Annotated in this window: 17 protein-coding genes; 12 read left to right on the top strand and 5 right to left on the bottom strand. The window is 48.0% G+C overall.

Annotated elements, in window-relative coordinates; all coding sequences use genetic code 11:
* Positions 1 to 42 precede the first annotated feature (42 nt).
* Positions 43 to 969, bottom strand: coding sequence for an LpxL/LpxP family Kdo(2)-lipid IV(A) lauroyl/palmitoleoyl acyltransferase (locus COW15_RS05115; protein WP_293630608.1), 927 nt, complete (start codon positions 967 to 969; stop codon positions 43 to 45).
* A gap of 102 nt (positions 970 to 1,071) precedes the next feature.
* Between COW15_RS05115 and hldE the strand changes: the two genes are divergently transcribed.
* The 3 genes from hldE to COW15_RS05100 all read left to right on the top strand — a co-directional run bounded on the left by hldE (position 1,072) and on the right by COW15_RS05100 (position 3,960).
* Complete coding sequence (hldE, locus tag COW15_RS05110) at positions 1,072 to 2,502, top strand: bifunctional D-glycero-beta-D-manno-heptose-7-phosphate kinase/D-glycero-beta-D-manno-heptose 1-phosphate adenylyltransferase HldE (RefSeq protein ID WP_293630607.1); 1,431 nt, start codon at positions 1,072 to 1,074, stop codon at positions 2,500 to 2,502.
* Positions 2,499 to 3,326 carry a hypothetical protein gene (locus tag COW15_RS05105; RefSeq protein WP_293630606.1) on the top strand — a complete coding sequence of 276 codons (828 nt, stop codon included), beginning with the start codon at positions 2,499 to 2,501 and terminating at the stop codon, positions 3,324 to 3,326. Before hldE ends, COW15_RS05105 begins: the two co-directional genes overlap by 4 nt.
* 154 nt (positions 3,327 to 3,480) lie before the next feature.
* Complete coding sequence (locus COW15_RS05100) at positions 3,481 to 3,960, top strand: TetR family transcriptional regulator (protein ID WP_293630605.1); 480 nt, start codon at positions 3,481 to 3,483, stop codon at positions 3,958 to 3,960.
* A 135-nt stretch (positions 3,961 to 4,095) separates the two neighbouring features.
* Here COW15_RS05100 and pntB read toward each other — a convergent pair whose 3' ends face one another.
* Together pntB and COW15_RS05090 are read right to left on the bottom strand one after the other, a co-directional pair.
* Positions 4,096 to 5,580, bottom strand: coding sequence for a Re/Si-specific NAD(P)(+) transhydrogenase subunit beta (gene pntB, locus COW15_RS05095; protein ID WP_293630603.1), 1,485 nt, complete (start codon positions 5,578 to 5,580; stop codon positions 4,096 to 4,098).
* 11 nt (positions 5,581 to 5,591) lie between these two features.
* Positions 5,592 to 7,118, bottom strand: coding sequence for a Re/Si-specific NAD(P)(+) transhydrogenase subunit alpha (locus COW15_RS05090; RefSeq protein ID WP_293630602.1), 1,527 nt, complete (start codon positions 7,116 to 7,118; stop codon positions 5,592 to 5,594).
* 420 nt (positions 7,119 to 7,538) lie between these two features.
* Here COW15_RS05090 and COW15_RS05085 point away from each other — a divergent pair, with 420 nt between their 5' ends.
* The 5 genes from COW15_RS05085 (at position 7,539) to COW15_RS05065 (ending at position 15,447) form a co-directional block, all read left to right on the top strand.
* Positions 7,539 to 9,335: an assimilatory sulfite reductase (NADPH) flavoprotein subunit gene (locus tag COW15_RS05085; protein WP_293630600.1), complete on the top strand. Its 1,797-nt coding sequence runs from the start codon at positions 7,539 to 7,541 to the stop codon at positions 9,333 to 9,335.
* Positions 9,336 to 9,422: 87 nt separating this feature from the next.
* Positions 9,423 to 11,120 (top strand): assimilatory sulfite reductase (NADPH) hemoprotein subunit, encoded by a 1,698-nt coding sequence (cysI, locus tag COW15_RS05080; protein ID WP_293630599.1) that lies wholly within the window; start codon positions 9,423 to 9,425, stop codon positions 11,118 to 11,120.
* A complete protein-coding gene (locus tag COW15_RS05075) occupies positions 11,113 to 11,895 on the top strand; it encodes a phosphoadenylyl-sulfate reductase (protein WP_293630597.1) in 783 nt (260 codons plus the stop codon). Before cysI ends, COW15_RS05075 begins: the two co-directional genes overlap by 8 nt.
* A gap of 702 nt (positions 11,896 to 12,597) precedes the next feature.
* Entirely contained in the window at positions 12,598 to 13,383 is a 786-nt protein-coding gene (gene mtgA, locus COW15_RS05070; protein WP_293630595.1) for a monofunctional biosynthetic peptidoglycan transglycosylase, read from the top strand.
* Positions 13,384 to 13,710: 327 nt separating this feature from the next.
* The gene (locus COW15_RS05065) at positions 13,711 to 15,447 is read left to right on the top strand and encodes a hypothetical protein (protein WP_293630593.1); all 1,737 of its coding nucleotides are present in this window, start codon (positions 13,711 to 13,713) and stop codon (positions 15,445 to 15,447) included.
* A gap of 47 nt (positions 15,448 to 15,494) precedes the next feature.
* On the opposite strand, the gene COW15_RS05060 is transcribed toward COW15_RS05065, so the two are convergent.
* Both COW15_RS05060 and COW15_RS05055 read right to left on the bottom strand, forming a co-directional pair.
* On the bottom strand, positions 15,495 to 17,039 hold the full coding sequence (locus COW15_RS05060) for a S41 family peptidase (protein ID WP_293630592.1): 1,545 nt from the start codon (positions 17,037 to 17,039) through the stop codon (positions 15,495 to 15,497).
* A 62-nt stretch (positions 17,040 to 17,101) separates the two neighbouring features.
* On the bottom strand, positions 17,102 to 17,986 hold the full coding sequence (locus COW15_RS05055) for a phospholipase A (RefSeq protein WP_293630591.1): 885 nt from the start codon (positions 17,984 to 17,986) through the stop codon (positions 17,102 to 17,104).
* Positions 17,987 to 18,420: 434 nt separating this feature from the next.
* On the opposite strand from COW15_RS05055, the gene cobA reads away from it, so the two are divergent.
* The 4 genes from cobA to COW15_RS05035 all read left to right on the top strand — a co-directional run bounded on the left by cobA (position 18,421) and on the right by COW15_RS05035 (position 23,482).
* Positions 18,421 to 19,254, top strand: coding sequence for a uroporphyrinogen-III C-methyltransferase (gene cobA, locus COW15_RS05050; protein ID WP_293630590.1), 834 nt, complete (start codon positions 18,421 to 18,423; stop codon positions 19,252 to 19,254).
* Positions 19,255 to 19,319: 65 nt separating this feature from the next.
* A complete protein-coding gene (cysD, locus tag COW15_RS05045; protein WP_293630588.1) occupies positions 19,320 to 20,228 on the top strand; it encodes a sulfate adenylyltransferase subunit CysD in 909 nt (302 codons plus the stop codon).
* A gap of 83 nt (positions 20,229 to 20,311) precedes the next feature.
* Positions 20,312 to 21,754 (top strand): sulfate adenylyltransferase subunit CysN, encoded by a 1,443-nt coding sequence (gene cysN, locus COW15_RS05040; protein WP_293630587.1) that lies wholly within the window; start codon positions 20,312 to 20,314, stop codon positions 21,752 to 21,754.
* 3 nt (positions 21,755 to 21,757) lie between these two features.
* Complete coding sequence (locus COW15_RS05035; RefSeq protein WP_293630586.1) at positions 21,758 to 23,482, top strand: SLC13 family permease; 1,725 nt, start codon at positions 21,758 to 21,760, stop codon at positions 23,480 to 23,482.
* Positions 23,483 to 23,511: the final 29 nt, after the last annotated feature.

Raw genomic sequence — 23,511 nt, 5'->3', positions numbered from 1 at the left:
CAGCTTATTTGCTGGCATTTTTGTATTCACAGCTAATTGAGCTTATTGATATAAAGATTTGTCCGTTGGGTCTGGACGAGTCTTAAAACGGCGATGTAACCACATATATTGGGCGCGGTTTTTATCTATGATGGATTCGATAATCTGGTTACCGCGAATCGCATCGGCTAATTCATCTTCGCCGGGAAAGTTCTCCAGCGGTGGCATAATTTCGATTTGATAACCCTCATCACCTTCAGTACGTTCCACAAAGAAGGGCAAGACCTTAGCTTTACCGAGTTTGGCTAATGTGGTGGCCCCCGTAATCGTTGCCGCATCTGGCATAGCATAAAAGGGGATAAATACCGCGCTAGAGCGGCCAAAGTCTTGATCGGCCGTGTACCAAATTACATCGGGATTACGCAGGCAGCGCACCATTTGGCGCAGATCCCGCTTAGAGACTAAACCTTTGTTAGAACGTAAACGCCCCTTCACCTGCAGATATTCCATCACAGGATTATTGTGTGGGCGATAAACCCCCACGCCGGGTTGGAATTGGCCGAAGATACGTGCGCCCATTTCCAGCGGTAAGCAATGCACGGCAAAGAGGATGACTCCGTGGCCAGCATCGAGTGTGTCTTGCACCTGTTCTTGGCCTGTGATCTGCATATGCTGCTGCACTTTGGCATCGGACCACCACCATGCATTGATGGTATCGAAAATGGCTTTGCCCGTTTCTTCAAAGTTACGGGTAAGCAGTTGTTCTCGCTCACTCTCTGGCATGTCAGGGAAGCATAGCGTTAAATTGCGGCGCGCGGTATGGGTGCGACTCCCCGCAACCGTCATGACTAAACGGCCTATCCACTTACCTAATTTCATCTGCCAAGACAGGGGCAAGAGTTGGGTTAAACGCATTAATAATACGCCAAACCACATGGGCCAATGTTTAGGATGGTATAACGAAGATGAAAACTCGGCTTTCTCGACCACGAAAATACTCACTACTTTTGAAAATTACTGCTTATTCTAACTCAATTTTTGCCGAAAATTAGGTACAATCACGGTTTAATTTCTGCAAAAGATAAGAGCACTATGAAGGTTTCTCTGCCAGCATTTGAAAAAGCCAGAGTGTTAGTCGTCGGCGATGTGATGTTAGACCGCTATTGGGTTGGCCCAACGGGACGTATCTCCCCCGAAGCCCCCGTACCTGTGGTGAAGATTAATCAAGTCGAAGACAGACCCGGCGGCGCGGCCAACGTGGCGCTCAATATCGCGACCTTAGGCGGGCAAGTCCAACTCGCTGGGCTCGTCGGCCAGGACGATACTGCCCATGCCTTAACGCTCGGCGTGCAAACCTTAGGGGTTGAACCCCAATGGTTAACCATTGCAGACAAGCCAACCATCACTAAGTTGCGGGTGTTATCACGTAACCAGCAGTTGATCCGCCTCGATTTCGAAGAAGCCTTCGACAAGGCCGACAGCGTGCGTTTACTCAAGCAATCTGAGGCTTTACTCGATTCCGTCGATGTGGTGGTGTTGTCTGACTATGCGAAGGGCGCTATCGATCAGCCGCGGGATTTCATTGCTTTAGCGCGTTCAAAAGGTGTGATGGTGCTAGTCGATCCTAAGGGCAGTGACTTTGGCCGTTATCAGGGCGCATCATTGATTACCCCGAACATGAGCGAGTTTGAGGCGGTTGTGGGCACTGTGACCTCAGAAGCGGATCTGCTGGAAAAAGCCCGTGGCTTACTCAAGCAACATCATTTTGATGCCATCTTAGTCACCCGCTCCGAAAAGGGCATGACCTTAGTGACCGCTAATGCGCCTGAATTGCATATTCCCACCGTTGCCCGTGAAGTCTATGACGTGACAGGCGCCGGCGATACTGTGATTTCGGCCTTAGCGACCTCATTAGCCGCGGGCGCCGATTTACCCCAAGCCTGTGCAATTGCGAACACTGCCGCTGGCGTGGTGGTCGGTAAACTCGGCACTTCTACCGTGAGCCGCATTGAGCTGATTGAAGCCCTTGCACTGCACCATGGAGAATCCGGTTTTGGTGTGGTGAGTGAAGATCAACTCGCCTATGCATTAGAGCAAGCCAAATTGCGTGGTGAGCGTGTGGTGATGACCAATGGCTGCTTCGATATTTTGCATGCGGGCCACGTGAGCTACCTTAAACAGGCGAAAGCTTTGGGGGATCGTTTGATTGTGGCGGTCAACGATGATGCTTCGGTTAAACGCCTTAAGGGTGAGGGTCGTCCTGTCAATCAAGTCGACAGACGCATGGCGGTATTGGCTGGTTTAGCCTCGGTCGATTGGGTGGTGCCTTTTAGTGAAGATACGCCGCAGCGCATTATCGCTCGACTGTTGCCGGATCTCTTGGTTAAAGGCGGCGACTATAAGCTTGAGGATATCGCAGGCGGTGCTGAAGTGATGGCCGCTGGCGGTCAAGTACAAGTGCTGGGCTTTGAAGACGGTATTTCAACCACGGCGATTATTCAAAATATCATGGCGAATCAGTGAGCCTTATTGCACTGACCTTGATGACTAGCCTGTCTTGGGTGCCTATCGCCGATAAGCAGGCTTTAATCTGTCCTTTAGCCGAATTAAAGGAATGCCTCAAAACACTCCCCGCATCTGTACGGCTCCAATTGCCGAGCACTCCTGCACAATTTAAGCATGACATGGGCCTGCGCAGCGCTATGGTTATGCCAGTAGCCGATAGTCATTTATCCGGTTTAATACTGATTAATGAGCGAGAAACACTAAAGGTTCAATTTGCCAATATCGATCGGGTGACCTATCAATTAGATTTGCAAGAACAGGCCCAGCTGACCCTCTGGCACGAGCTAGGGCATCTTGAGAATCTAGCCCTGCAAGGCAGTTTATTGCCTGAAAACTTAACTGCTTATCAGCATGAATGCTTAGCCGACATCTACTTAATTTGGCGTATAGCGAGGGAAAAGGGCAGTTATCATCTCGCCTGGCAGCAATACCATAGGCGAAACCTTGCGGCATTAACAAATGCGCAATATATGTCTCATTGGAGCGTGCCTATGATGATGCAAATGTTAAATGACTACCAGGTATTGCAAGTTGCACATTACAACCAATATCGTGACTTTCTGGCCGATTTTTACCCCACAGTAACACAAATAGACCCCCGCACCTTGGGTGAATATTCGAGTTTAATGCAGCGCACCTTCGGTGGGAGTGTCATACAACCCCTTCCTGAATATCTCTTTTGGCGAAAAGCAGAACTTGGGAACTATTTAAAGCCCACCTTTGATTTGTTAATGGGACGAGAAAAAGCCCGTGACTGGCTGCTTCAAAATGCAATGTTATAGGTCTGTAAATAAAACCGACAACACACCCTGTTTAAAACTGAACCCTAGCTGAACAAAAGCGAAATACACTTGTTTAACGGGCTTCAACAGCAGTAATCCCTGAGATGCTTTGGTAAGCTCTTTTCCCAGAAAAAGAAGAATGGGAGACTTTACTATGGCTAAGCGCTCGCGGATACAAACTGAGCAAACCATAAATCAGATTATGGATGAAGCGTTAAGACAAATTTTGACTATTGGCTTTGAGACTATGTCTTATACCACGCTGTCTGAGGCAACGGGTATTAGCCGTACAGGTATTAGTCATCATTTTCCGCGCAAAAGCGATTTTCTGGTTCGTTTAGATAGCCGTATTGGCAATCTATTTGTTGCTGCACTCGATTTTTCGAGCCAAGAGGCATTAGAAACCTCGTGGATGCAAGCGATGCAAGAAGAACATTACCGCGCAGTATTGAGACTGTTTTTTAGTCTTTGCGGTGGTGCAAATAATGATATTACGCTCTTCAGAGCTGTGAGTACGGCGCGTCAGCAAGCGATTGCCGAGTTAGGTTTAGCGGGTGATCGCACGATCAACCACTTATTAGGCCGTACAGCTGTGATGCTATTATCCAATTTTGATGTGGCCAAAGCGGCATAATAGGCTGACTAATGAAGATAAAAATGGAGCCTTATGGCTCCTTTTTTATGGGGGATTGACCCAAAGTTTAATATCAAAACAAAGGGAGCCATTGGCTCCCTTTCGTTCATCTATTTGCGGTCAGCTATCCCGAGGTTAAAGCGCTTTTAAAATCGCTTCGACACTGGCTTTTGCATCCCCAAACAGCATTTGGGTATTTTCTTTGAAGAACAGTGGGTTTTGCACACCGGCATAACCTGTGTTCATCGAGCGCTTAAAGCCGATGACATTTTGTGCTTTCCACACTTCGAGCACTGGCATGCCCGCGATTGGGCTACCTGGATCTTCCATGGCCGCAGGGTTAACGGTATCGTTGGCACCTATGACTAGCACTACGTCGGTGTCATTAAAGTCTTCGTTGATTTCGTCCATTTCCAGCACGATATCGTAGGGGACTTTCGCTTCCGCCAGCAGTACGTTCATATGGCCAGGTAAACGGCCCGCCACTGGGTGGATACCAAAACGCACTTTCACGCCGCGATCGCGCAGCTTTTGAGTGATTTCAGCCACAGGATATTGCGCCTGCGCCACTGCCATACCGTAACCCGGAGTGATGATGACAGACGTTGCGTTTTTCAGCATATCCGCCACATCTTCGGCGTTGGTTTCACGGTATTCGCCCATTTCTTCATCGCCGCTAGAGGCCACACCATCGGTACCAAAGCCACCTGCGATAACAGAGATAAACGAGCGGTTCATCGCCTTACACATGATGTAAGACAGAATCGCACCCGATGAGCCCACGAGCGCGCCTGTCACGATCAGCAGATCGTTTGACAGCATAAAGCCCGCCGCCGCTGCCGCCCAACCCGAGTAGGAGTTCAGCATAGACACCACCACTGGCATATCCGCGCCGCCAATCGAGGCCACTAAATGCCAGCCAAAGGCGAAGGCGATCAGCGTCATCAACAGCAGAGCCGGCATAGTGCCGCCCGTTTGGACGAAGTACACCAACAGGGCAAAAGACACTAATACCGCAACAAGGTTGAGTTTATGGCGATGTGGCAACATCAAAGGCTTAGATGAAATCAGCCCGCGTAACTTACCAAAGGCCACGATAGAACCCGTGAAGGTCACCGCACCGATAAAGATCCCGAGGAAGACTTCGACCAAGTGAATGTTAAGCATAGCGCCAGTGAGATGCTCTTTGCTGGCAGCTTTTGCTGCTTCACTTAGTGCATCGTGCACTGCAGCGAGAGTGGTATTGATATCACCACCGACAGCCACCACGACTTGTGATACTTCCTGCGGGTGCAAGTCGATAAAGCTATTAAAGCCCACTAATACCGCGGCCATACCGACAAAGCTGTGCAATATGGCAACCAGTTCAGGCATTTCAGTCATTTCGACTTTTAATGCTAAACGGATACCAATCGCGCCACCAATCACCATGGCGATTAAGATCCACGCAATACCGTTAGTATCAGGGTTGAAAATGGTCGCCAGTAGGGCGATTGCCATACCAGCGATTCCGAATAAATTGCCGTGTTTTGCCGTCTCTTGCTTCGACAGTCCCGCGAGACTGAAGATGAAGAGAATGGCGGCAATAATGTAAGCTGCTGTTACCAGTCCTTGAGACACGTTAAACCCCCTTAATCCTTACGGAACATCTTCAGCATGCGCTGAGTGACGGTAAAGCCACCGAAGATGTTAATACTGGCGATCAGCACGGCGATAAACGCCAGTACAGTGACCAAAGTTGAACCCTGACCGATTTGCAGTAGGGCGCCGACCACGATAATGCCCGAAATCGCGTTAGTGACTGACATTAAAGGCGTATGCAGTGAGTGGGATACGTTCCACACCACGTAATAGCCGACGACGCAGGACAACAAGAATACGGTGAAATGGGACAGAAACTCTGGCGGTGCAACCGATGCCACGGCGGCAAATCCGGCGACGCCTAAGGCGGCGAGCACGTATTTGAGCTTAGATGGCGCCTTCGGGGTCGTGTCTTTAGGTGCGATTTTTGCGGCAGGTTTTACCGGCGCCGCAGAAACCGAAATCGGTGGTGGCGGGAAGGTGATTTCGCCTTCTTTGATCACAGTCATATTGCGCATGACCACATCATCGAAGTTGATGCTGGCTGTGCCGTCCTTTTCTTTACACATTAACTTCATCAGGTTGACTAAGTTAGTGCCATAAAGCTGTGACGATTGCGCGGGCAAGCGGCCGGGAAGGTCAGTATAACCAATCACTTTGACGCCGTTAGGAGTAACAAATAGCTCTCCAGATTGGGTGTATTCACAGTTACCGCCCGTCGCTGCGGCTAAGTCGACGATCACAGAGCCGCTCTTCATGCTATCGACCATGGCTTTGGTGATGAGCTTAGGTGCGGGACGACCTGGGATCAGCGCCGTAGTGATGATGATATCGACTTCTTTGGCTTGCTCGGCAAATAGCGCCATTTCGGCGGCGATAAATTCATCCGACATGGTTTTAGCGTAACCGTCCGATGAGCTGCCATCTTCGTTGGTGAAGTCCAGTTTTAGGAACTGGCCGCCCATTGACTCAATCTGCTCGGCCACTTCTAAGCGGGTATCGAAGGCGCGCACTATGGCGCCAAGTGAACCCGCAGTACCAATGGCGGCAAGACCGGCCACACCAGCACCAATCACTAGCACTTTTGCGGGCGGCACTTTACCGGCAGCGGTAATTTGGCCAGTAAAGAAACGGCCAAATTGATGCGCGGCTTCGACAACGGCGCGATAACCACCGATATTTGCCATAGAGGAGAGGGCATCGAGTGACTGGGCGCGGGAGATGCGCGGCACCATGTCCATCGCCATCACGTTGATCTTGCGTTGAGATAGTTTCTCAACCAACTCAGGGTTTTGTGCGGGCCAAATAAAGCTGACTAAGGTAGTGCCCTCTTTAATCTGCTCAATTTCTGCATCGCTTGGGGCGTTGACCTTAAAAATCAGCTCCGCTTGCCAAACGTCAGTTGTCACCTTCGCGCCCGCCGCCTCAAAGGCTGCATCATCGAAGCTTGACAGTAGACCCGCATTGGCCTCAATAACAACTTCAAAGCCGAGTTTTTTAAGCTGCTCGACGGTGGCTGGGGTTGCGGCGACCCGAGTCTCACCGGCGAGACTCTCTCTCGGTATTCCAATTTGCATGATTACTCCCTGGTGGTTTGTATAATCGTTCCGCCTGAGCGCTTCCCCTGAGCTAAACCTAGGTAGGGCTAGGTCGCAGTAAGAATTAACTCGTCTATTCAATCGCGGTAAGTTAGCGCATTAAATCTAGGCATGAAATTTGTGCTTTAAAAACAAACTTCTCTGCGAGCAACAAAAGGTCACTGTACAGCAGGCTCTTCACCATTGTGGCAATACTTTGGTTTGACACAAGCGCATATTGCTCAAGCTGGTCGTTTCTATACTGGTCGGATCAAAAACTTTTAACCAGTGCACACTTTTGTAGCCTAAATTTTGCACTTTGTATATTCCAAAATGGAATTAAAAATCAAATTTTATTCTTTTTTGCTTTTCTTAAACCGCGATAAGCTTGTGGACATTACACTGTCATAGGGCCATCTCATGCTGTTAAAAGAACTTTCATCGCTGGCTTCGCCATTGTCTCAAGGACAAGTCGATAAGCTAAAACAACTCACTTCTGAGTTAAGTGCAGTACAGCTGGCTTGGGTGAGTGGCTATCTTGCTGCAACGGCTAATGCGGGCCAACTCGCGCCAGTGGCTGACGCTCAAACCGCGCAGACTGTGACGATTCTCTATGGCAGCCAAACCGGTAATGGCCGTGGCATTGCCAAGGCGCTCGCCGATAAGGCGCAGGCCCAAGGTTATGCGGTCAATCTGGCCTCTATGGGCGAATACAATGTCCGCCAATTGAAGCAAGAAACCTTGCTCTTGCTGGTGGTCAGCACCCATGGTGAAGGTGAAGCGCCGGATGATGCGATTGAATTACATAAGTTTTTAGCCTCTAAACGCGCGCCTAAGTTAGACAATCTACATTACTCAGTGCTGGCGCTGGGTGATTCTAGTTATGAGTTCTTCTGCCAAACCGGTAAAGACTTCGATGCCCGCCTAGCAGCATTGGGTGCTAAGTCATTGTTACCTTTGATTGAATGCGATGTGGACTATGAAGTTGCCGCTGGCCAGTGGCACGCCGATGTCTTAGAGGCCGTAAAACCATTCATTGAAACCTCGTCCGCCAGTGTGGTATCTATCGGTACCGCTAAAGCGCTGGGCGAAAGCGAATTTACTAAACAAAACCCCTATAGCGCCGAAGTGTTAGTGAGCCAGAAAATTACCGGCCGCGGATCAGACCGAGATGTACGCCATGTTGAAATTGACCTAGGAGACTCAGGGTTAAGCTATCAAGCGGGCGATGCCCTCGGTGTGTGGTTTAGCAATGATCAAGCCTTAGTTGAAGAGATTTTAACTGCTCTGTCACTCTCAGGTGATGAGCAAGTGGTTGTTGGGACTGAGTCCTTGACCCTTAAGCAAGCCTTGGTCGATAAGAAAGAATTGACCCAGTTGTACCCTGGATTAGTCAAAGCCTGGGCCGAACTGAGCGGCAACGCTGATCTGTTGGCATTGAGCGAAGATAAAGAACAGGTACGTCAGTTTATCCTTAAGCATCAATTTGCGGACTTAGTTGCCTTATATCCATTAGCAAGCTCTACGGCTTTGACTGCGGCAAGACTGCTTGAATTACTGCGTCCATTAACCCCAAGACTCTACTCTATCGCCTCAAGCCAAAGCGAAGTAGAAACTGAAGTGCATTTAACCGTGGCCTTAGTGGAAGATGAGCGCCATGGCGCGGCCCGTTTTGGCGGCGCGTCACACTTCTTAGCGTCCGCAGAGGAAGGAACACAGGTTAAGGTTTATGTTGAGCCGAACAAGCATTTCCGTTTACCCGAAAACCCAGAAACGCCAGTGATCATGGTTGGCCCTGGTACGGGCGTTGCGCCGTTCCGCGCCTTTATGCAGGAACGTGTGGCCCAAGGGATTCAAGGTGATAGCTGGTTATTCTTCGGCAATCCACACTTTGAGCAGGATTTCCTGTATCAAACCGAGTGGCAACAGTATCTGAAAAATGGCGATTTAAGCCGTATCGACGTGGCATTCTCGCGGGATCAGGCCCATAAGATCTATGTGCAGCACCGCATTAAAGAGCAAGGCCAAGCCCTGTGGCAGTGGTTGCAAAATGGCGCGCATCTCTATATTTGTGGTGATGCTGAACGTATGGCAAAGGATGTTCACCAAGCCTTGATTGAGGTGGCAGTTGAAGTCGGTGGTTTGAATACCGAAACTGCAGAAGCTTATTTTGAAACCCTGCGCAGCGATAAACGTTACCAAAAAGACGTGTATTAATCTCAACCGTTGCGCATATAAGAATGACCAAAACTGCACCGGTGATGATCCGTGCAGTCGCGAAATGAATTTTAAGAGGCCGTTGTCATGAGTGAGCAAAAGTTAGCATTAAACGAATATCTAAAGACCGACAGTGATTACCTGCGCGGGACGATTAAAGAAGGTTTAGACTCTTCGGTGACCGGCAGTTTTAGTGACGGCGATCAGCAGTTAATTAAATTCCATGGTTTTTACCAGCAGGATGACCGTGATTTACGTAACGAACGTAAAGAGCAAAAACTCGAGCCTTTATACAGCTTTATGTTGCGTGCACGCGTACCTGGTGGTGTTTGTACGCCTAAGCAATGGTTAGGTGTAGACAAAATTGCCTCGACCTTAACCAGTTCGAACAGCATTCGGTTGACGACCCGTCAAACCTTCCAATACCACGGTATTCCTAAGCGTAACTTGAAGACCATTATTCAAGACTTAGACCGAGAAGCGCTCGATTCGATTGCCGCCTGTGGTGACGTTAATCGCAACGTGATGTGTAACCCCAATCCGGTGGAATCGAAACTGCATCAGCAAGCCTATGCGGTGGCGAAAAAGCTCTCCGATCATCTGCTGCCACACACACGCGCCTATGCCGAAATTTGGTTAGATGAAGAAAAGTTACTTTCGACCGAAGATGAAACCGTTGAACCTGTGTATGGTAAAACCTATCTGCCACGTAAGTTTAAGATGGCGGTTGCGGTGCCTCCCGACAACGATGTCGATGTTTACACCAACGATTTAGGTTTTATCGCCGTTGCCGAAAACGGCGAACTGGTTGGCTTCAACTTGACTGCGGGGGGCGGCATGGGCTCGACCCATGGCGAAGTGGAAACCTTCCCACGTCTGGCGGACGACTTTGGCTTTATCAAAACCGAAGATGTGATGAAGTTTGCCGAAGCTGTCATGACAGTGCAACGTGACTGGGGTAATCGCTCTAACCGTAAGCGCTCGCGCCTTAAGTACACTATCGTCGACCATGGCTATGAGCAGTTTAAAGCCGAAGTCGAACTGCGCGCTGGGGTGAAGTTTGAACCTAAGCGTGATGTCGTCATCGGCGATCGCGGCGATCGTTATGGTTGGGTCGAAGGTGTTGATGGTAACTGGCATTTAACCTTATTTATCGAAAGCGGTCGTATTAAGGATTTACCGGGCCAAACCCTGCAAACGGGACTGCGTGAAATCGCTAAGATCCACAAAGGTGATTTCCGTATGACCTCGAATCAAAACATGATCATCGCAGGCGTCGCGGCGGAAGATAAAGCCACGATTGAAGGTTTAGCCCGTAAACATGGTCTGCTGGGGCAAGTGCTGACGCAAACCCGCGGTCACTCGATTGCCTGTGTGGCCTTGCCAACCTGTCCATTAGCGATGGCGGAAGCCGAGCGTTATTTCCCTGAGTTTATCGATCATATCGATGCGCTACAGGCAAAACACGGCATCAGTGAACAAGCTATTGTGGTGCGGATGACGGGTTGCCCTAACGGTTGTGCGCGCCCATTTGCCGCTGAAATTGGGCTTGTGGGTAAGGCACCGGGTCGTTACAACTTGTACTTAGGCGCAAGCTTTGAAGGGACGCGCCTGAACAAGATGCACAGAGAAAATATCCAAGAAGCGGAAATTCTCGCCGAGTTGGATGCCCTGTTTGGCCGCTACGCTGTAGAGCGTGATGCTGGCGAGACCTTTGGTAACTTCACCGTCCGCGTGGGCGTAGTGAAGGCGGTGATCGATGCCGCTAAGGATTTTCATGGCTGATCTTGAGCAAAAAACCACTGATACAGTGCCGACTGTGATCAGCGCTGCCGAACTTAAGGCGCTATTGAGTGCGCCTAAGGCCGAACAAACGATAGAGCTTGAGCGCATCAATCAGTTCTTAGCCGGATTGAGCGCGCAGGAGCGGGTGTTATGGGGTTTAACCTATTTGCCCGGTAATCATGCGCTATCCTCAAGCTTTGGGATCCAAGCCGCAGTGATGCTGCATATGGTGAGTCAGGCTCAGGCAAATATTCCGGTTATTCTCACTGATACGGGGTATTTGTTCCCTGAAACCTATCAGTTTATCGATGAGCTGACCGAGCGTTTGTCACTGAATTTAAAAGTGTATCAAGCGCCGATGACAGCCGCATGGCAAGAGGCTCGTTTTGGTAAGTTGTGGGAACAAGGGTTAGACGGACTAGAGCAATACAACCGTTTAAACAAAGTCGAGCCTATGCAACGCGCCTTAGCCGAGCTTGACGTCGGTACCTGGTTTGCTGGGCTGAGACGCAGCCAAGCCAGCACCCGTGAGGCGCTGCCGATACTGGCGATTCATGGCACGCGCTTTAAGCTACTGCCGATTATCGAATGGTCCAATAAAGATGTTCACCTCTATTTGACTCAATTTGACTTGCCGTACCATCCACTTTGGGACCAAGGCTATGTTTCTGTGGGGGATACTCATTCGAGTAAACCCCTCGAATTAGGCATGACTGAGGAAGAAACTCGCTTTAATGGCTTAAAACGTGAGTGTGGTCTGCACTACGATATTTAGCTATCTTATTGATTTAAATATTAAACACCTCAATTTTGTTTGGGGTGTTTTTGTTTGTAGCCTAAACATTTTGCGATTGCTCGATTTTGAAGCGAACGAATTGCTTAAAAATCTTAGCTGTCATTCCGTTGTCATTAAAATAAGATAGAGTTAATTTTCATATGGTTATCTTATGTATTGCTGTTGCTGAGAAAAATACTGTACATTTTTACTCACAGAGTTATGCACATTAATCCTATTTGAGCTATATTTCGAAGTTCCCGTAGATAGTCTTGAGGGATTTTACTGCGCAAATTCGATTTAATCGGTATTTTGCAGTGTTAAGTTGTTGAATATTGTTATTTATGGGCTTAGTTTGCTGTGTAACGATATAACGAGACTACACGCAGTGAATGTTCCAAAGGACCTCGCTCGCACCTGCGAGTATCAAGCAGTTTGATTGACTTGCTAGCCCTCGTTAATCAGTCATCTTCGCCTCGGTCGGCTGTCGTCAAAGCTGCCGAGGTTGAGTTAAGCCAGCTTCAATCATGTTTGCACTATCCCTTATTTAATCTTTTGTTCCTATTGCCGTTTTTGCTCGGTTTATGGCTTAATTTATGACAAAATACTGACCGCATACCTAGCTATAAATGGTTTGATAACTATCACAATGCATATGATTAATAAGAAAAATAATGAATTCATTCCAATGGGAATATATGAATGAGCGCACCTCTGTATGCGATGCCCGATCATGTCAAACGTCCCCCTACTGGCAAGGTCAATCCACCTGTGCCTAAATCGGGAAAGCGAGGCCTTAAGCGATTGTTTGCTTGGATAGGCAAAATCATATTCGGCTTATGGTTAAGCTCAATTCTGATCGTGGTGTTATTTCGTTTTGTCGATCCTCCAATATGGACCTGGCGCATCGAACGAGCCTTATTTCCACCCGCGCCAATTACCGAAGTGCGACATCAGTGGCGTGGGCTTGAGCAAATCTCCCCCGAGTTACAATTAGCCGTGATTGCCGCCGAGGATCAGAAGTTTGCTAACCATAGTGGTTTTGATCTTGCCGCAATAAGCTCTGCACTCGAATACAACCAAAAAGGAAGTAAAGTGCGCGGCGCCAGCACTTTGAGTCAACAGGCGGCAAAGAATCTGTTTATGTGGTCGAGTCGCAGTTTTTTACGTAAGGGCATAGAGGCTTGGTTTACGCTGTTAATGGAGCTGATTTGGGATAAGTCCCGCATCCTTGAGGTGTATTTAAATATTGTCGAATTTGGCCCTGGAGTTTACGGCGCCGAAGCCGCATCTAAGTATTATTTTGGAAAGCCTGCGACCAAGCTGACCCGATATGAAGCTTCTTTACTCGCCGCCATCTTACCCAACCCTTGGCGTTATAAGATGTCACCACCGTCGCCCTATGTGCAGCAGCGCTCCGCTTGGATCCGCAAGCAAATGCGCCAGCTAGGTGATATTACCCTTAAACGAGTCCATGGGGCGGAATAGGACTCGGTTGAGTAAAGTGAGTTTATTCATTGAATGCCTTGCTTACTCGTCGGCGACTTAGGGAACTTTTATTACCGGGTTGAAATAAGATGAGGAATATGTTGAGTAAAGGTTGGTACTAATAGGCATTAATGGTTTGAGTCCCTATCCAGTTCGCTTCTGTGTCGGTTTAATGTTAAATTGTCGGGCAAATTTTACACCTTAGTTTTCTGATTTTGCATTATCTGCGTAAGAGGTATAAGTGCGGATAAATATTTAAATACCTAGGACGAATACGTTAGGTATTGTTTTTATAAAATTGAATTGTCATAAAATGGAGTTTTTTAGATGAAAAAGATGGTCATTGCTGCGGCGATAATTGCAGCGGGTGCGGGCGCGTATTGGTACACACAGCATGGAACAAGCTCGAGTGCCTCAGCCAATCCTTTACTAGATTATGTGCCTGCCGATACCCCCGTGTTTTCTGGTCAGTTGAAGCCATTTCCGTTAAAAGCGTATCTACAGTCGATTTCTGGTAATTACCAGCAATACCCAACGGATGCCCTCGCTGAATTGAGCGAGCTCGATAGTCCTATGGGTAAGTTCTTTGTGAGTATCTATCAGCAATATATGGAAGGTATTAAAGAGCCTGCCGTATTACTAAAAACCTTCGGTTTAGCCGATGAAGTTAAATCATATTTCTATACACTCGGTGCTTTGCCAGTTTTAAAAATCGAGATGAATCAAGTTGCCGCTTTTTGGGCCGTGCTTGATAAAGCCGAAAAGGATGGTGGTGTCACCCATGAAATGCGTCAAGTTGGCGGTGTAGATTATCGTGCTTACGCTTTATCCGATGCGGATTCTACTGAAAAAGCAGATCTTTTATTCTCCCACAAGGACGGTATTTTAACTGTGACTTTCAGCACTTCGGTGACTGAGCCTGAATTGTTAGAAATGGCGCTCGGTTTGAAGAAAGCGCCGCAATCACTCGCCTCTTCCGGCATACTGCAAGAGATCATCAAGACCCATGGTTTTATGGAAGATAGCATCAGCTTTATCAACCATGTTGAAATTATTAAGGCCTTAACTTCCCCAGATAGCAATATGTTGTCGAAGCAACTGACCAAGTTCTTTGCCGATGGGAATAATGGTGAAGATCCATTAGCCGAGATTAGAACACCTGAATGTCGTAGCGAGTTGACTGCCATTGCCGCAAACTGGCCACGTACAGTGGCCGGATTAACCGCCTTCTCTGCGACGGAAAAAGAGAGCCATATGGCGGCTTCTTTTGTGGTTGAAACTAAGAACCAGCCAATCCTCGCGGCATTGCAAAAGATGCGTGGTTTCATTCCGGCTCACTTAGCCAATATCGATAGCACTATCTTCTCTATGGGGTTAGGCCTCGATGTTAATGAAGTGACTCCTTCACTCACGTCGATTTGGGACGATCTGCAAAAACCGCAATTGACCTGCGCGCCACTGGCAGAATGGCAAGCTGAGTTGAGCCAACAGAGTCCTGCCATGCTTGGCATGTTTACGGGCATGGCAAATGGCGTGAAGGGCATGAGTGTCTCATTACTCGATTATAAGATGAGTTCACAGGATCAAGAGCCAAAGCTTGAAAGCTTAGATGCCTTAGTTAGCCTGAGTGCCGATAATCCATCGATGTTATTTAATATGGTGAAACCCTTCGCACCTATGCTTGCCGAAGTACAGTTGGCCGAAAATGGCGATGCAACGGATTTATCACCCGTATTTATGTTGCCACCCGAGTTAGGTATCAAGCCAATGTTGGCGATTAAAGGCCAACACTTAGTGGTTTACAGTGGTGATAAAGGGCTAGCCTTGGCCAATAAGTTAGCGGCTGAAAAGATAGCGGCAAATGGCCTCTATAGCATGTCGGCGGATTACGGCAAAATGTTTACCCCAGTGCTGACACTGTTAGAAATGAGTGGCGAACCCATCCCCGAGGAATTGCAAATGTTGAAGGATTACAACATGCGCGTTCAAATGAGTTTCGATGTCAATAAGCAAGGATTAGTCTTCGGCTCTGTGATGAATGCTAAGGCTGGCGATAACAAGTAAGCCTTTATCTGTGATAAAAAAGCCCGCAATTGCGGGCTTTTTTATGATTAATGCATTTGAGCAAGTTTAAGCTGCGACTTAAAAGGACTGGCCGACTTAGGGGGCGCTGATTTAACCAGACTCACTAAGCCCTGCCATTCGATATCACTATTTTGAGGTAACCAAATGTCGGGTTCAGTACCATTTCCCGATAGCAGTTGTCCCTGGGTATCGTAGGTGAGTGAGCTGCTAAAACGTATCTCTAAGCCACTATTTGGTAAAATAAAATGGTATTGCCTTGCAAAATCTCCCGAGGTTTTCTCCCCGATCAAATTCACCCTCGACCAGGCTTTAGTCCGGTAAGCTATCCATTCACATTCCTGCCGGCACCGTGGGCTTACGAGTAGTGCGAGGCGATTATTCCCCTCGGGAAGCACTTCGGGTTTAGTGCGGACATACCAAGGGCTAAATTTGTTCGCATCTATATCCGGTAGGTGCTGAGTCAGCATTTTCAGCTTTGGTGAGCTGAAGTCGAGCGCAGCTAAGGGCTTAAAATTGAGGGGTTGTAGGTAATCGTTTCTCAATTCTGGAGAGCGGCGGTAATGGGCAAATCCCATTATTTGGCGAAGCGGTCGACTATCTAATGAAACATCCTGATAGCGGGATAGCATACTGAGCAATTTAGGGCTAAAACCATGGGCTTCCCGCAGATCGACAATCAGTAACGGTTGCTTCATGCCTTGAATAAGCGCTTGTTGTTGTGTCTTATCCTGCTCGAAGGCATAGATATCGTCGATCCTTAGTCTCACTGTGGTGTTGTTGATGGTTTCTAATGGGTAAGCTGCTGTTGGCGATATTTCAGGTTCTAATTGGGCGAGTTGAGTTAATCGCCCGTTAACACTGAGTGTTAAGTCCTTTGTATTGGTCGTCATTGCTTGGTGATTACGTTGAGACTTTGGGGCTAAGGCTATCGTCACCTGCTGGGTTTGCAGCTCGTCGTTAATTAAGGTTATCTGCACATAGGGCTTGAGGCTGAGTCCTAAATCTTCCCGCAATAGATTGAGTTTTTTAAGCCAAGGCAATTGCATCTCTTGGCTCTCTTTTGCCGGTTCTGGGAGGTAGGCTTGACTCGCCGTGACCCATTTACTCATAGGCAAACCGTCGATATGGGTAACGAAGGGAAAATCAGGATTAATAGGGCTATTTTTAGTATCTAATGCGAGCCATTGCTCGTTTATCGGCCTGAGAGTGAGGGGCAAGTCACCACTCTTATCTTCAAACTTGCTGACTTGGGAGCCAGGATCTTTCATGGTATTGAGTAACTTAGTCACCTCTGCGGCGAATCTGTCATTGGGCGTGAGATCTTGGTATTGCTCGGCAATGAGCGTTGCCATATGGGTTAGTTGCTCGGTGTTTTTAAGTGGATTCAAGGCATAAAATGCCGAGTGTTGCTCGATTTTGGCGAGTAATACATAGAGATCCTGACGTATATCCTGTGCACTTAATTCAGGACTAGGTTCTTCATCAGGCAGAGCAAAAAACGCGAGCTTAATTAAACTCGCGAGGATAATGGCAGTGAGCAATGTGACTATGCTGCGGTAGCTAAAACGCATATTCCTCCATGGTGCTGGTTGAGCTAGCATAGAATTATGGCTGATTTTCATACACTTTTATCTTAAAGAATATCATTGAGTGACACTCCGATCCCAATGCGTTGGTTATGGTAGTTGTAGTCGATCAGGCTCTCGCCATATCCATTAAAATATTGAGTATAAAAGCGTAGGTTACCTGCAATCGGATAACTCCAAGTCAATTCTGCCGAGCCTCTGTCGATATCCTGTAGATTGGTTTTGAGGGTGAGGGTCAATCTATGTTCATCTATGCCATAGACACCGACAAATTCAGCCCTGCCTATGTACTCTTCGATATCAGGATTGTCGTCACCTTGGGCTTGATTGGGATCGGTTTTTTCATCTTCTGGAATTCGCCACCATATTTTAGTGGAGAAGGCGAGCGGGCCCGCATCGAAAATCATAGTGCCATAGAGTCGGTTCCAACTCCGGGAAAGGCTACCCGACTTGCCATTGGATTGATGGACGGCACCAAAGCCCCAGAAAGAGTTAGTGATGCTACCGATTTTCCAATCGTTATTAAACAGCATAAAGACTTCGGGTTCGTGGTTAGTTTCACGGAAGGGGGATGAGATATCCTTGTTATACACTTGCCAATAGGATTGGTTGGTATAGGCAAAAAACAGATGACCATTGTCACCAAATACATTGTACCAAATAGGAAATTTGAAACTTATCTGAAACTTAGCTTCAACATTATCCAAAGTGTAATGGTTTTCGGCCGCATCTTCGGTGAAGGGCTCCATATTAGGGTCGGGACTGTAGGTGACAGGCAATAGGTAATTGACTTTATGCGGTGTAATAACAAAGGGAAGTTCTGATGTGGCCAGTTCATCCTTTACTCTGTCTTTCACTAGGGACTCTTCGGCATGCAGCCCTGCACAAGTGAATAGCCCTACTAACGCGATCGCTTTATAAAATGGGAACATCCGCTCTCCTTGATGTGTCTGTCAGTCTTATGCTTTCTACAATGAATTTTCCAGCTTAACACTAGTTAATGTATTCACTGTTACGAAAATGCTGGAACCTATGGTTGCATTTCACTTGCTTAAATGTAGATTTAGCTCAAATAATTTGGCTTTCGAGTAGAATTTTTGGCAATAACATAGTGCCAGAATAGCAGTCCTTGTATGTCCCTAACGAGCCAAAATATAAGCATTATTATTTAAAAGTCTAATAAATTTAGTCTGTTATAATATTTTGTCATCGATTTATTGCATCTGTTTAACACTTTTTTGTGCTCATTTTTGTCACTAAGTACATTGTTATATCTAAAAGGTATAAAAACTAATAATTATCTATTTATTATGGAATATAAGAGGCGCTATATTTCTACCAGACTAACGTGATCTTGGGGAATGTGATGGAAGTTTTATCTTTACCTGGCCAAATGGCCAAAGGCAAAGTCTGGCTGGTTGGCGCAGGCCCTGGAGATGTTGAGCTGTTAACGTTAAAGGCGTGGCGCGTTCTTAAGGCCGCCGATGCCGTATTATACGATGCCTTAGTCAGTCAAGATATCCTCGCTCTCATCCCTAAAGAGGCTGAAAAGATTGCTGTCGGTAAGCGTGCCGGCAAACACAGTGCCGCCCAAGATGATATTAATCAGCTACTCGTCACTAAAGCCTACACCCGTAAGAATGTGGTGCGTCTTAAGGGTGGCGATCCTTTCATTTTCGGTCGCGGTGGTGAAGAGTTGCAAACCTTAGTCGAAGCGGGGGTTGAGTTTGAAGTCGTTCCCGGCATCACCGCCGCCAGTGGCACATCGGCCTATGCGGGCATTCCCCTAACCCATAGAGATCATGCCCAAGGTGTCACTTTTATCACTGGCCATTGTCAGTTAGAAAGCCGGCCTATGGACTGGCAAGGTTATGCTAATCCCAACAATACCTTAGTCGTGTATATGGGGATTCTGAACGTCGGCATTATTCGCCAAGGTTTAGTCGATGCGGGTCGAAGCCCGCAAACGCCCGTGGCGATTATTTCAAAGGCCACAACGAATGAACAGCGTCGTTTTATCGGCCGTTTAGGTGAGCTTGAACAACTTGCCGCCGATCCCGAATTACAAATGCCAGCCTTGATGATCATAGGTGAAGTGGTCGCGCTTTCTGAGACGCTCAATTGGTTCACACCAGAATCCATCGACAACGCACAATGCCAGCATGAACTGACTCAGACTGCAAAAGTATCGACAAATTAACAAACTATCAGATTAAGTAATCATGCTGTGTCAATGCAGCGAATTTAAGGTAAACGGAGAATAGTATGGCCGGGCGTGAATTAAGCCACTTACAACAACTGGAAGCCGAGAGCATCCAGATCATTCGTGAAGTTGCAGCCGAATTCGACAATCCTGTGATGTTGTATTCCATCGGGAAAGATTCTTCCGTTATGTTGCACTTAGCGCGTAAAGCCTTTTATCCGGGCAAGATCCCATTTCCGTTGCTGCATGTCGACACGGGTTGGAAATTCAAAGAGATGATCGCGTTCCGAGATGCGCAGGCAAAGAAATTTGGCTTCGAGTTACTGACGCACATTAACCCAGAAGGTTTAGCCCAGGGGATTAATCCCTTCGACCATGGCAGTGCGAAACACACTGATATCATGAAGACCCAAGGTTTAAAGCAAGCACTTAACCAATACGGTTTCGATGCGGCTTTTGGTGGTGCTCGCCGCGATGAAGAAAAATCCCGGGCGAAAGAGCGGGTGTATTCCTTCCGCGATCGTCACCACAGATGGGATCCTAAAAACCAACGTCCAGAATTGTGGCGCACCTATAACGGCGCGGTAAATAAGGGAGAAAGCATTCGCGTGTTCCCCTTATCCAACTGGACAGAATTAGATATTTGGCAGTATATCTATCAAGAAAACATTGAGTTAGTGCCTTTGTACTTTGCCGCTAAACGTCAAGTAGTTGAGCGTGGTGGTCAGTTGATCTTAGCCGATGACGAGCGGATGCAATTAGCCGAAGGCGAGCAGATTAAAGAAGAAGTGGTACGTTTTAGGACCTTAGGTTGTTACCCACTCACGGCGGCCATGCATTCCGAGGCCGATAGCCTAGAGAAGATTATCGAAGAAATGCTGTTAACCCGTTCAAGTGAACGTCAGGGCCGATTGATCGACTCAGATCAAAGTGCATCGATGGAGCAGAAGAAGCGCCAAGGCTACTTCTAACCTCGGCAAGGTTAACCCTATTTCGCGAAGGTGGCGCAAGTAAAATGCGACCTTCAGCCAAGCAGATCAAGAGTGAGATAACGATGGATAAAGCAGTCAACAAAACCAATAGTATGGCGGCAGAAATTAGCCTCCATGGGGTGAAAGAATATCTAGTCCAGCAGCAACATAAAGGTCTGCTGCGCTTTTTAACCTGTGGCAGTGTGGACGATGGCAAAAGTACCTTAATCGGCCGGCTGTTACACGACAGCGCCCAGATCTATGAAGATCAATTGGCGAGCCTAAAAAGCGACAGCGCTAAGATGGGCACCACAGGTGAAGCCATTGACTTAGCCTTGCTGGTGGATGGCCTGCAAGCCGAGCGTGAGCAGGGCATCACTATCGATGTGGCTTACCGTTACTTTTCAAGTGATAAGCGTAAGTTCATCATAGCCGATACCCCAGGGCATGAGCAGTACACTCGCAATATGGCAACGGGTGCATCGACCTGTGATTTAGCGGTGATCTTAGTCGATGCCCGCTACGGCGTGCAGACTCAGACTAAGCGCCATGCGTTTATCGCCTCATTGCTGGGGATCCGTCACTTTGTGGTTGCCGTCAACAAGATGGATTTACTGGGGTTTGACGAGCAAGTATTCAACCGAATTCGTGCCGATTTTACGGATTTCGTGAAAGATTTCGGTAACCTCGATATCCACTTTGTGCCCTTATCGGCGCTTAATGGTGACAACGTGGTTGAGCGCAGCACCCAAAGCGACTGGTATCAAGGCGGTACTCTGCTTGAGCTGTTAGAAACCATTGATACGCAACGTGAACTTAGTTCATTGCCCGTGCGTTTCCCGGTGCAATACGTGTCGCGTCCTAATTTAGATTTCCGCGGTTTTGCGGGCACTTTAGCCTCTGGCATCATCAAGGTCGGCGACGAATTGGTGGCCTTACCCTCGGGCAAACGCAGTAAGGTTGACCGTATTGTCACCTTCGATGGTGATCTAGAGGAAGCTGTTGCGGGCCAAGCTGTGACTATCACGCTGGAAGATGAAATTGATATTTCCCGTGGCGATTTACTGGCAAGACCGGATTCTGCACCCGCCGTCGCTAATCTGATCAGCGCCGACATAGTGTGGATGGATGAAAAGCCATTACAACTCGGTCAGTTATACGATATCAAAGTCGCGGGTAAGAAGACCCAAGCCTCTGTGACTGCTATCGATTATGTGGTTGATGTTAATACCTTAGCGCGCAGCGCAACGGATACGCTTGGGCTAAACGCCATTGCCCGCGTGACCTTAGAACTGACCGAAGACATAGTGTTCGATGCCTATTCGCTAGTGCGCGATACGGGCGGGATGATCTTAATCGATCGCCTGAGTAATGCGACGGTTGCCGCAGTGATGGTGGTATCGGGCCAGCATGTTAACAAACAAACCGCATCGCAATTTAGTGCCTTTGAAGTCGAGTTTAATGCCCTAGTGCGTAAACACTTCCCCCATTGGCAAGCGATAGATATCTCTAAGCTTGGAGCCTAATTTGTGAGTGACTTGTGGCTGTTAGCGATAATTTTGTTTGGCTTAGTGGCTGGTTTAATTAGCGGCCGTATTAATCCTGCGGTATTGTTTTTATTTGCATTTTTGCTCTGTTATTTGCTTGGCATGGTTGCGCTCGATACCGCATTAACAAGCTTTACTAATATTGGCTTAGTCACGCTTGTCCTCTTGGTATTGGCCGCGACAGCGTTAGAAAAAACCTCCCTGCTGGGAAAGTTGAGTCAAGTCATAGGCAATAGTTCTTTGTCTATGACAATGACAAAGCTTGGGTTGTCGACCGCCTTGCTGTCGTCCTTTACCAATAACACGGCTGTGGTGGCATCGCTTATCGGTGTGGTGCGCCGCAATCAGGCACATGCGCCCGCTAAGTTGTTATTACCATTGAATTATGCGGCAATTTTAGGCGGTACATTGACCCTGATTGGCACCTCGACCAACCTGATTGTGAACTCCTTTGTGGAAAACGCCGGCCTACCCGCCTTAGGTTTCTTCGAGTTCACGCCGGTCGCGGTGGTGATCGTCGTCGCTGGCATCTTGTTGCTGATCCTACTGGCGAATATTCTGCCCGACAGGCGGGAAGAATCGGATGAAGAGACACTGCCATATTTGCTCGAAGCCCATGTGGCAAAGGGCTCGTCCTTAGTGGGTCGCAGTGTGGTGGATAACAAACTCAGGGCGTTGAAGAAGTTATATCTGGTTGAATTAGAACGCAGTGGTATTTGTATTTGTCCTGTGCCGCCCCAGTTAGTGCTGCAAGCGGACGATGTGCTGCGTTTTAGTGGTGCGGTGGAATCGGTTGAATTATTGCATCAATTCGACGGTTTAGATTGGTTTGGTAAGCACCAAGCCAAGGGGCAAAACTTAGTTGAAGCCGTGCTCGCACCCTCATCCAGTTTAGTCGGCAGTTCGTTGAAAGAGTCGCGTTTTCGTGAGCAGTTCGATGCGGCTGTGATGGCGATCCGTCGCGGCAATCATCCGCTGAAAGGCGGACTCGGTGACATTATTCTGCAACCCGGCGATGTGTTGTTATTAACGCCCGGCGATGGATTCAGCAATAGCGTAAAATTGAGTTCAGAATTTGCGGCGATCAGCGGCTTAGATTTGAATGTGCGCTTAGACAGCCGCCGTGGCCGCTGGGTATTGCTCGGCTTTGCGGTCACGATCGTTTTGAGTGTCACCGATGTATTGCCCTTGGCTAAGGGTTTAGTGCTCTTGCTGCTGAGTTATTTTGCCATCGGCGCCGTTACTTTACTTGAGCTTAAACGCCGTTTTCCCTTGGAATTAGTGGTGATCGTGGGCAGTGCGTTAGGGCTCGCCAACTTGATGATGAGCACCGGCCTTGCGGACAGTTTAGCCCAAGGATTGCTCTCGGTTATCAATGGCTATGGGGTGTTTGGCGCCTTTGTCGGCGTGTATTTGATGACCTTGTTGTTGACTGAATTGGTCACCAACAACGCCGCCGCGGCCCTGGCTTTTCCTATCGCCTATGCGATTGCGCTTAATTACGGAGTCGATGCCAGACCCTTTATTATGGCCGTGGTCTTTGGCGCCAGTGCGAGCTTTATTTCACCCTACGGCTATCAGACTAATTTGATGGTGTTTAATGCGGGTAATTATCGCTTCAGTGACTTCGTCCGCCTAGGATTGCCGTTATCTGTGCTGTATTCCCTGATAGTGATATTTATGGTGCCGATCATCTTTCCATTTTAGTGATTAGCTTGAGTTTATAGCCCTTGTGT

Origin of the sequence: Shewanella sp. CG12_big_fil_rev_8_21_14_0_65_47_15 (genome assembly GCF_002783505.1) — a bacterium.
GTDB lineage: Bacteria > Pseudomonadota > Gammaproteobacteria > Enterobacterales > Shewanellaceae > Shewanella.
This window is presented reverse-complemented; position numbering and strand designations above follow the sequence as displayed.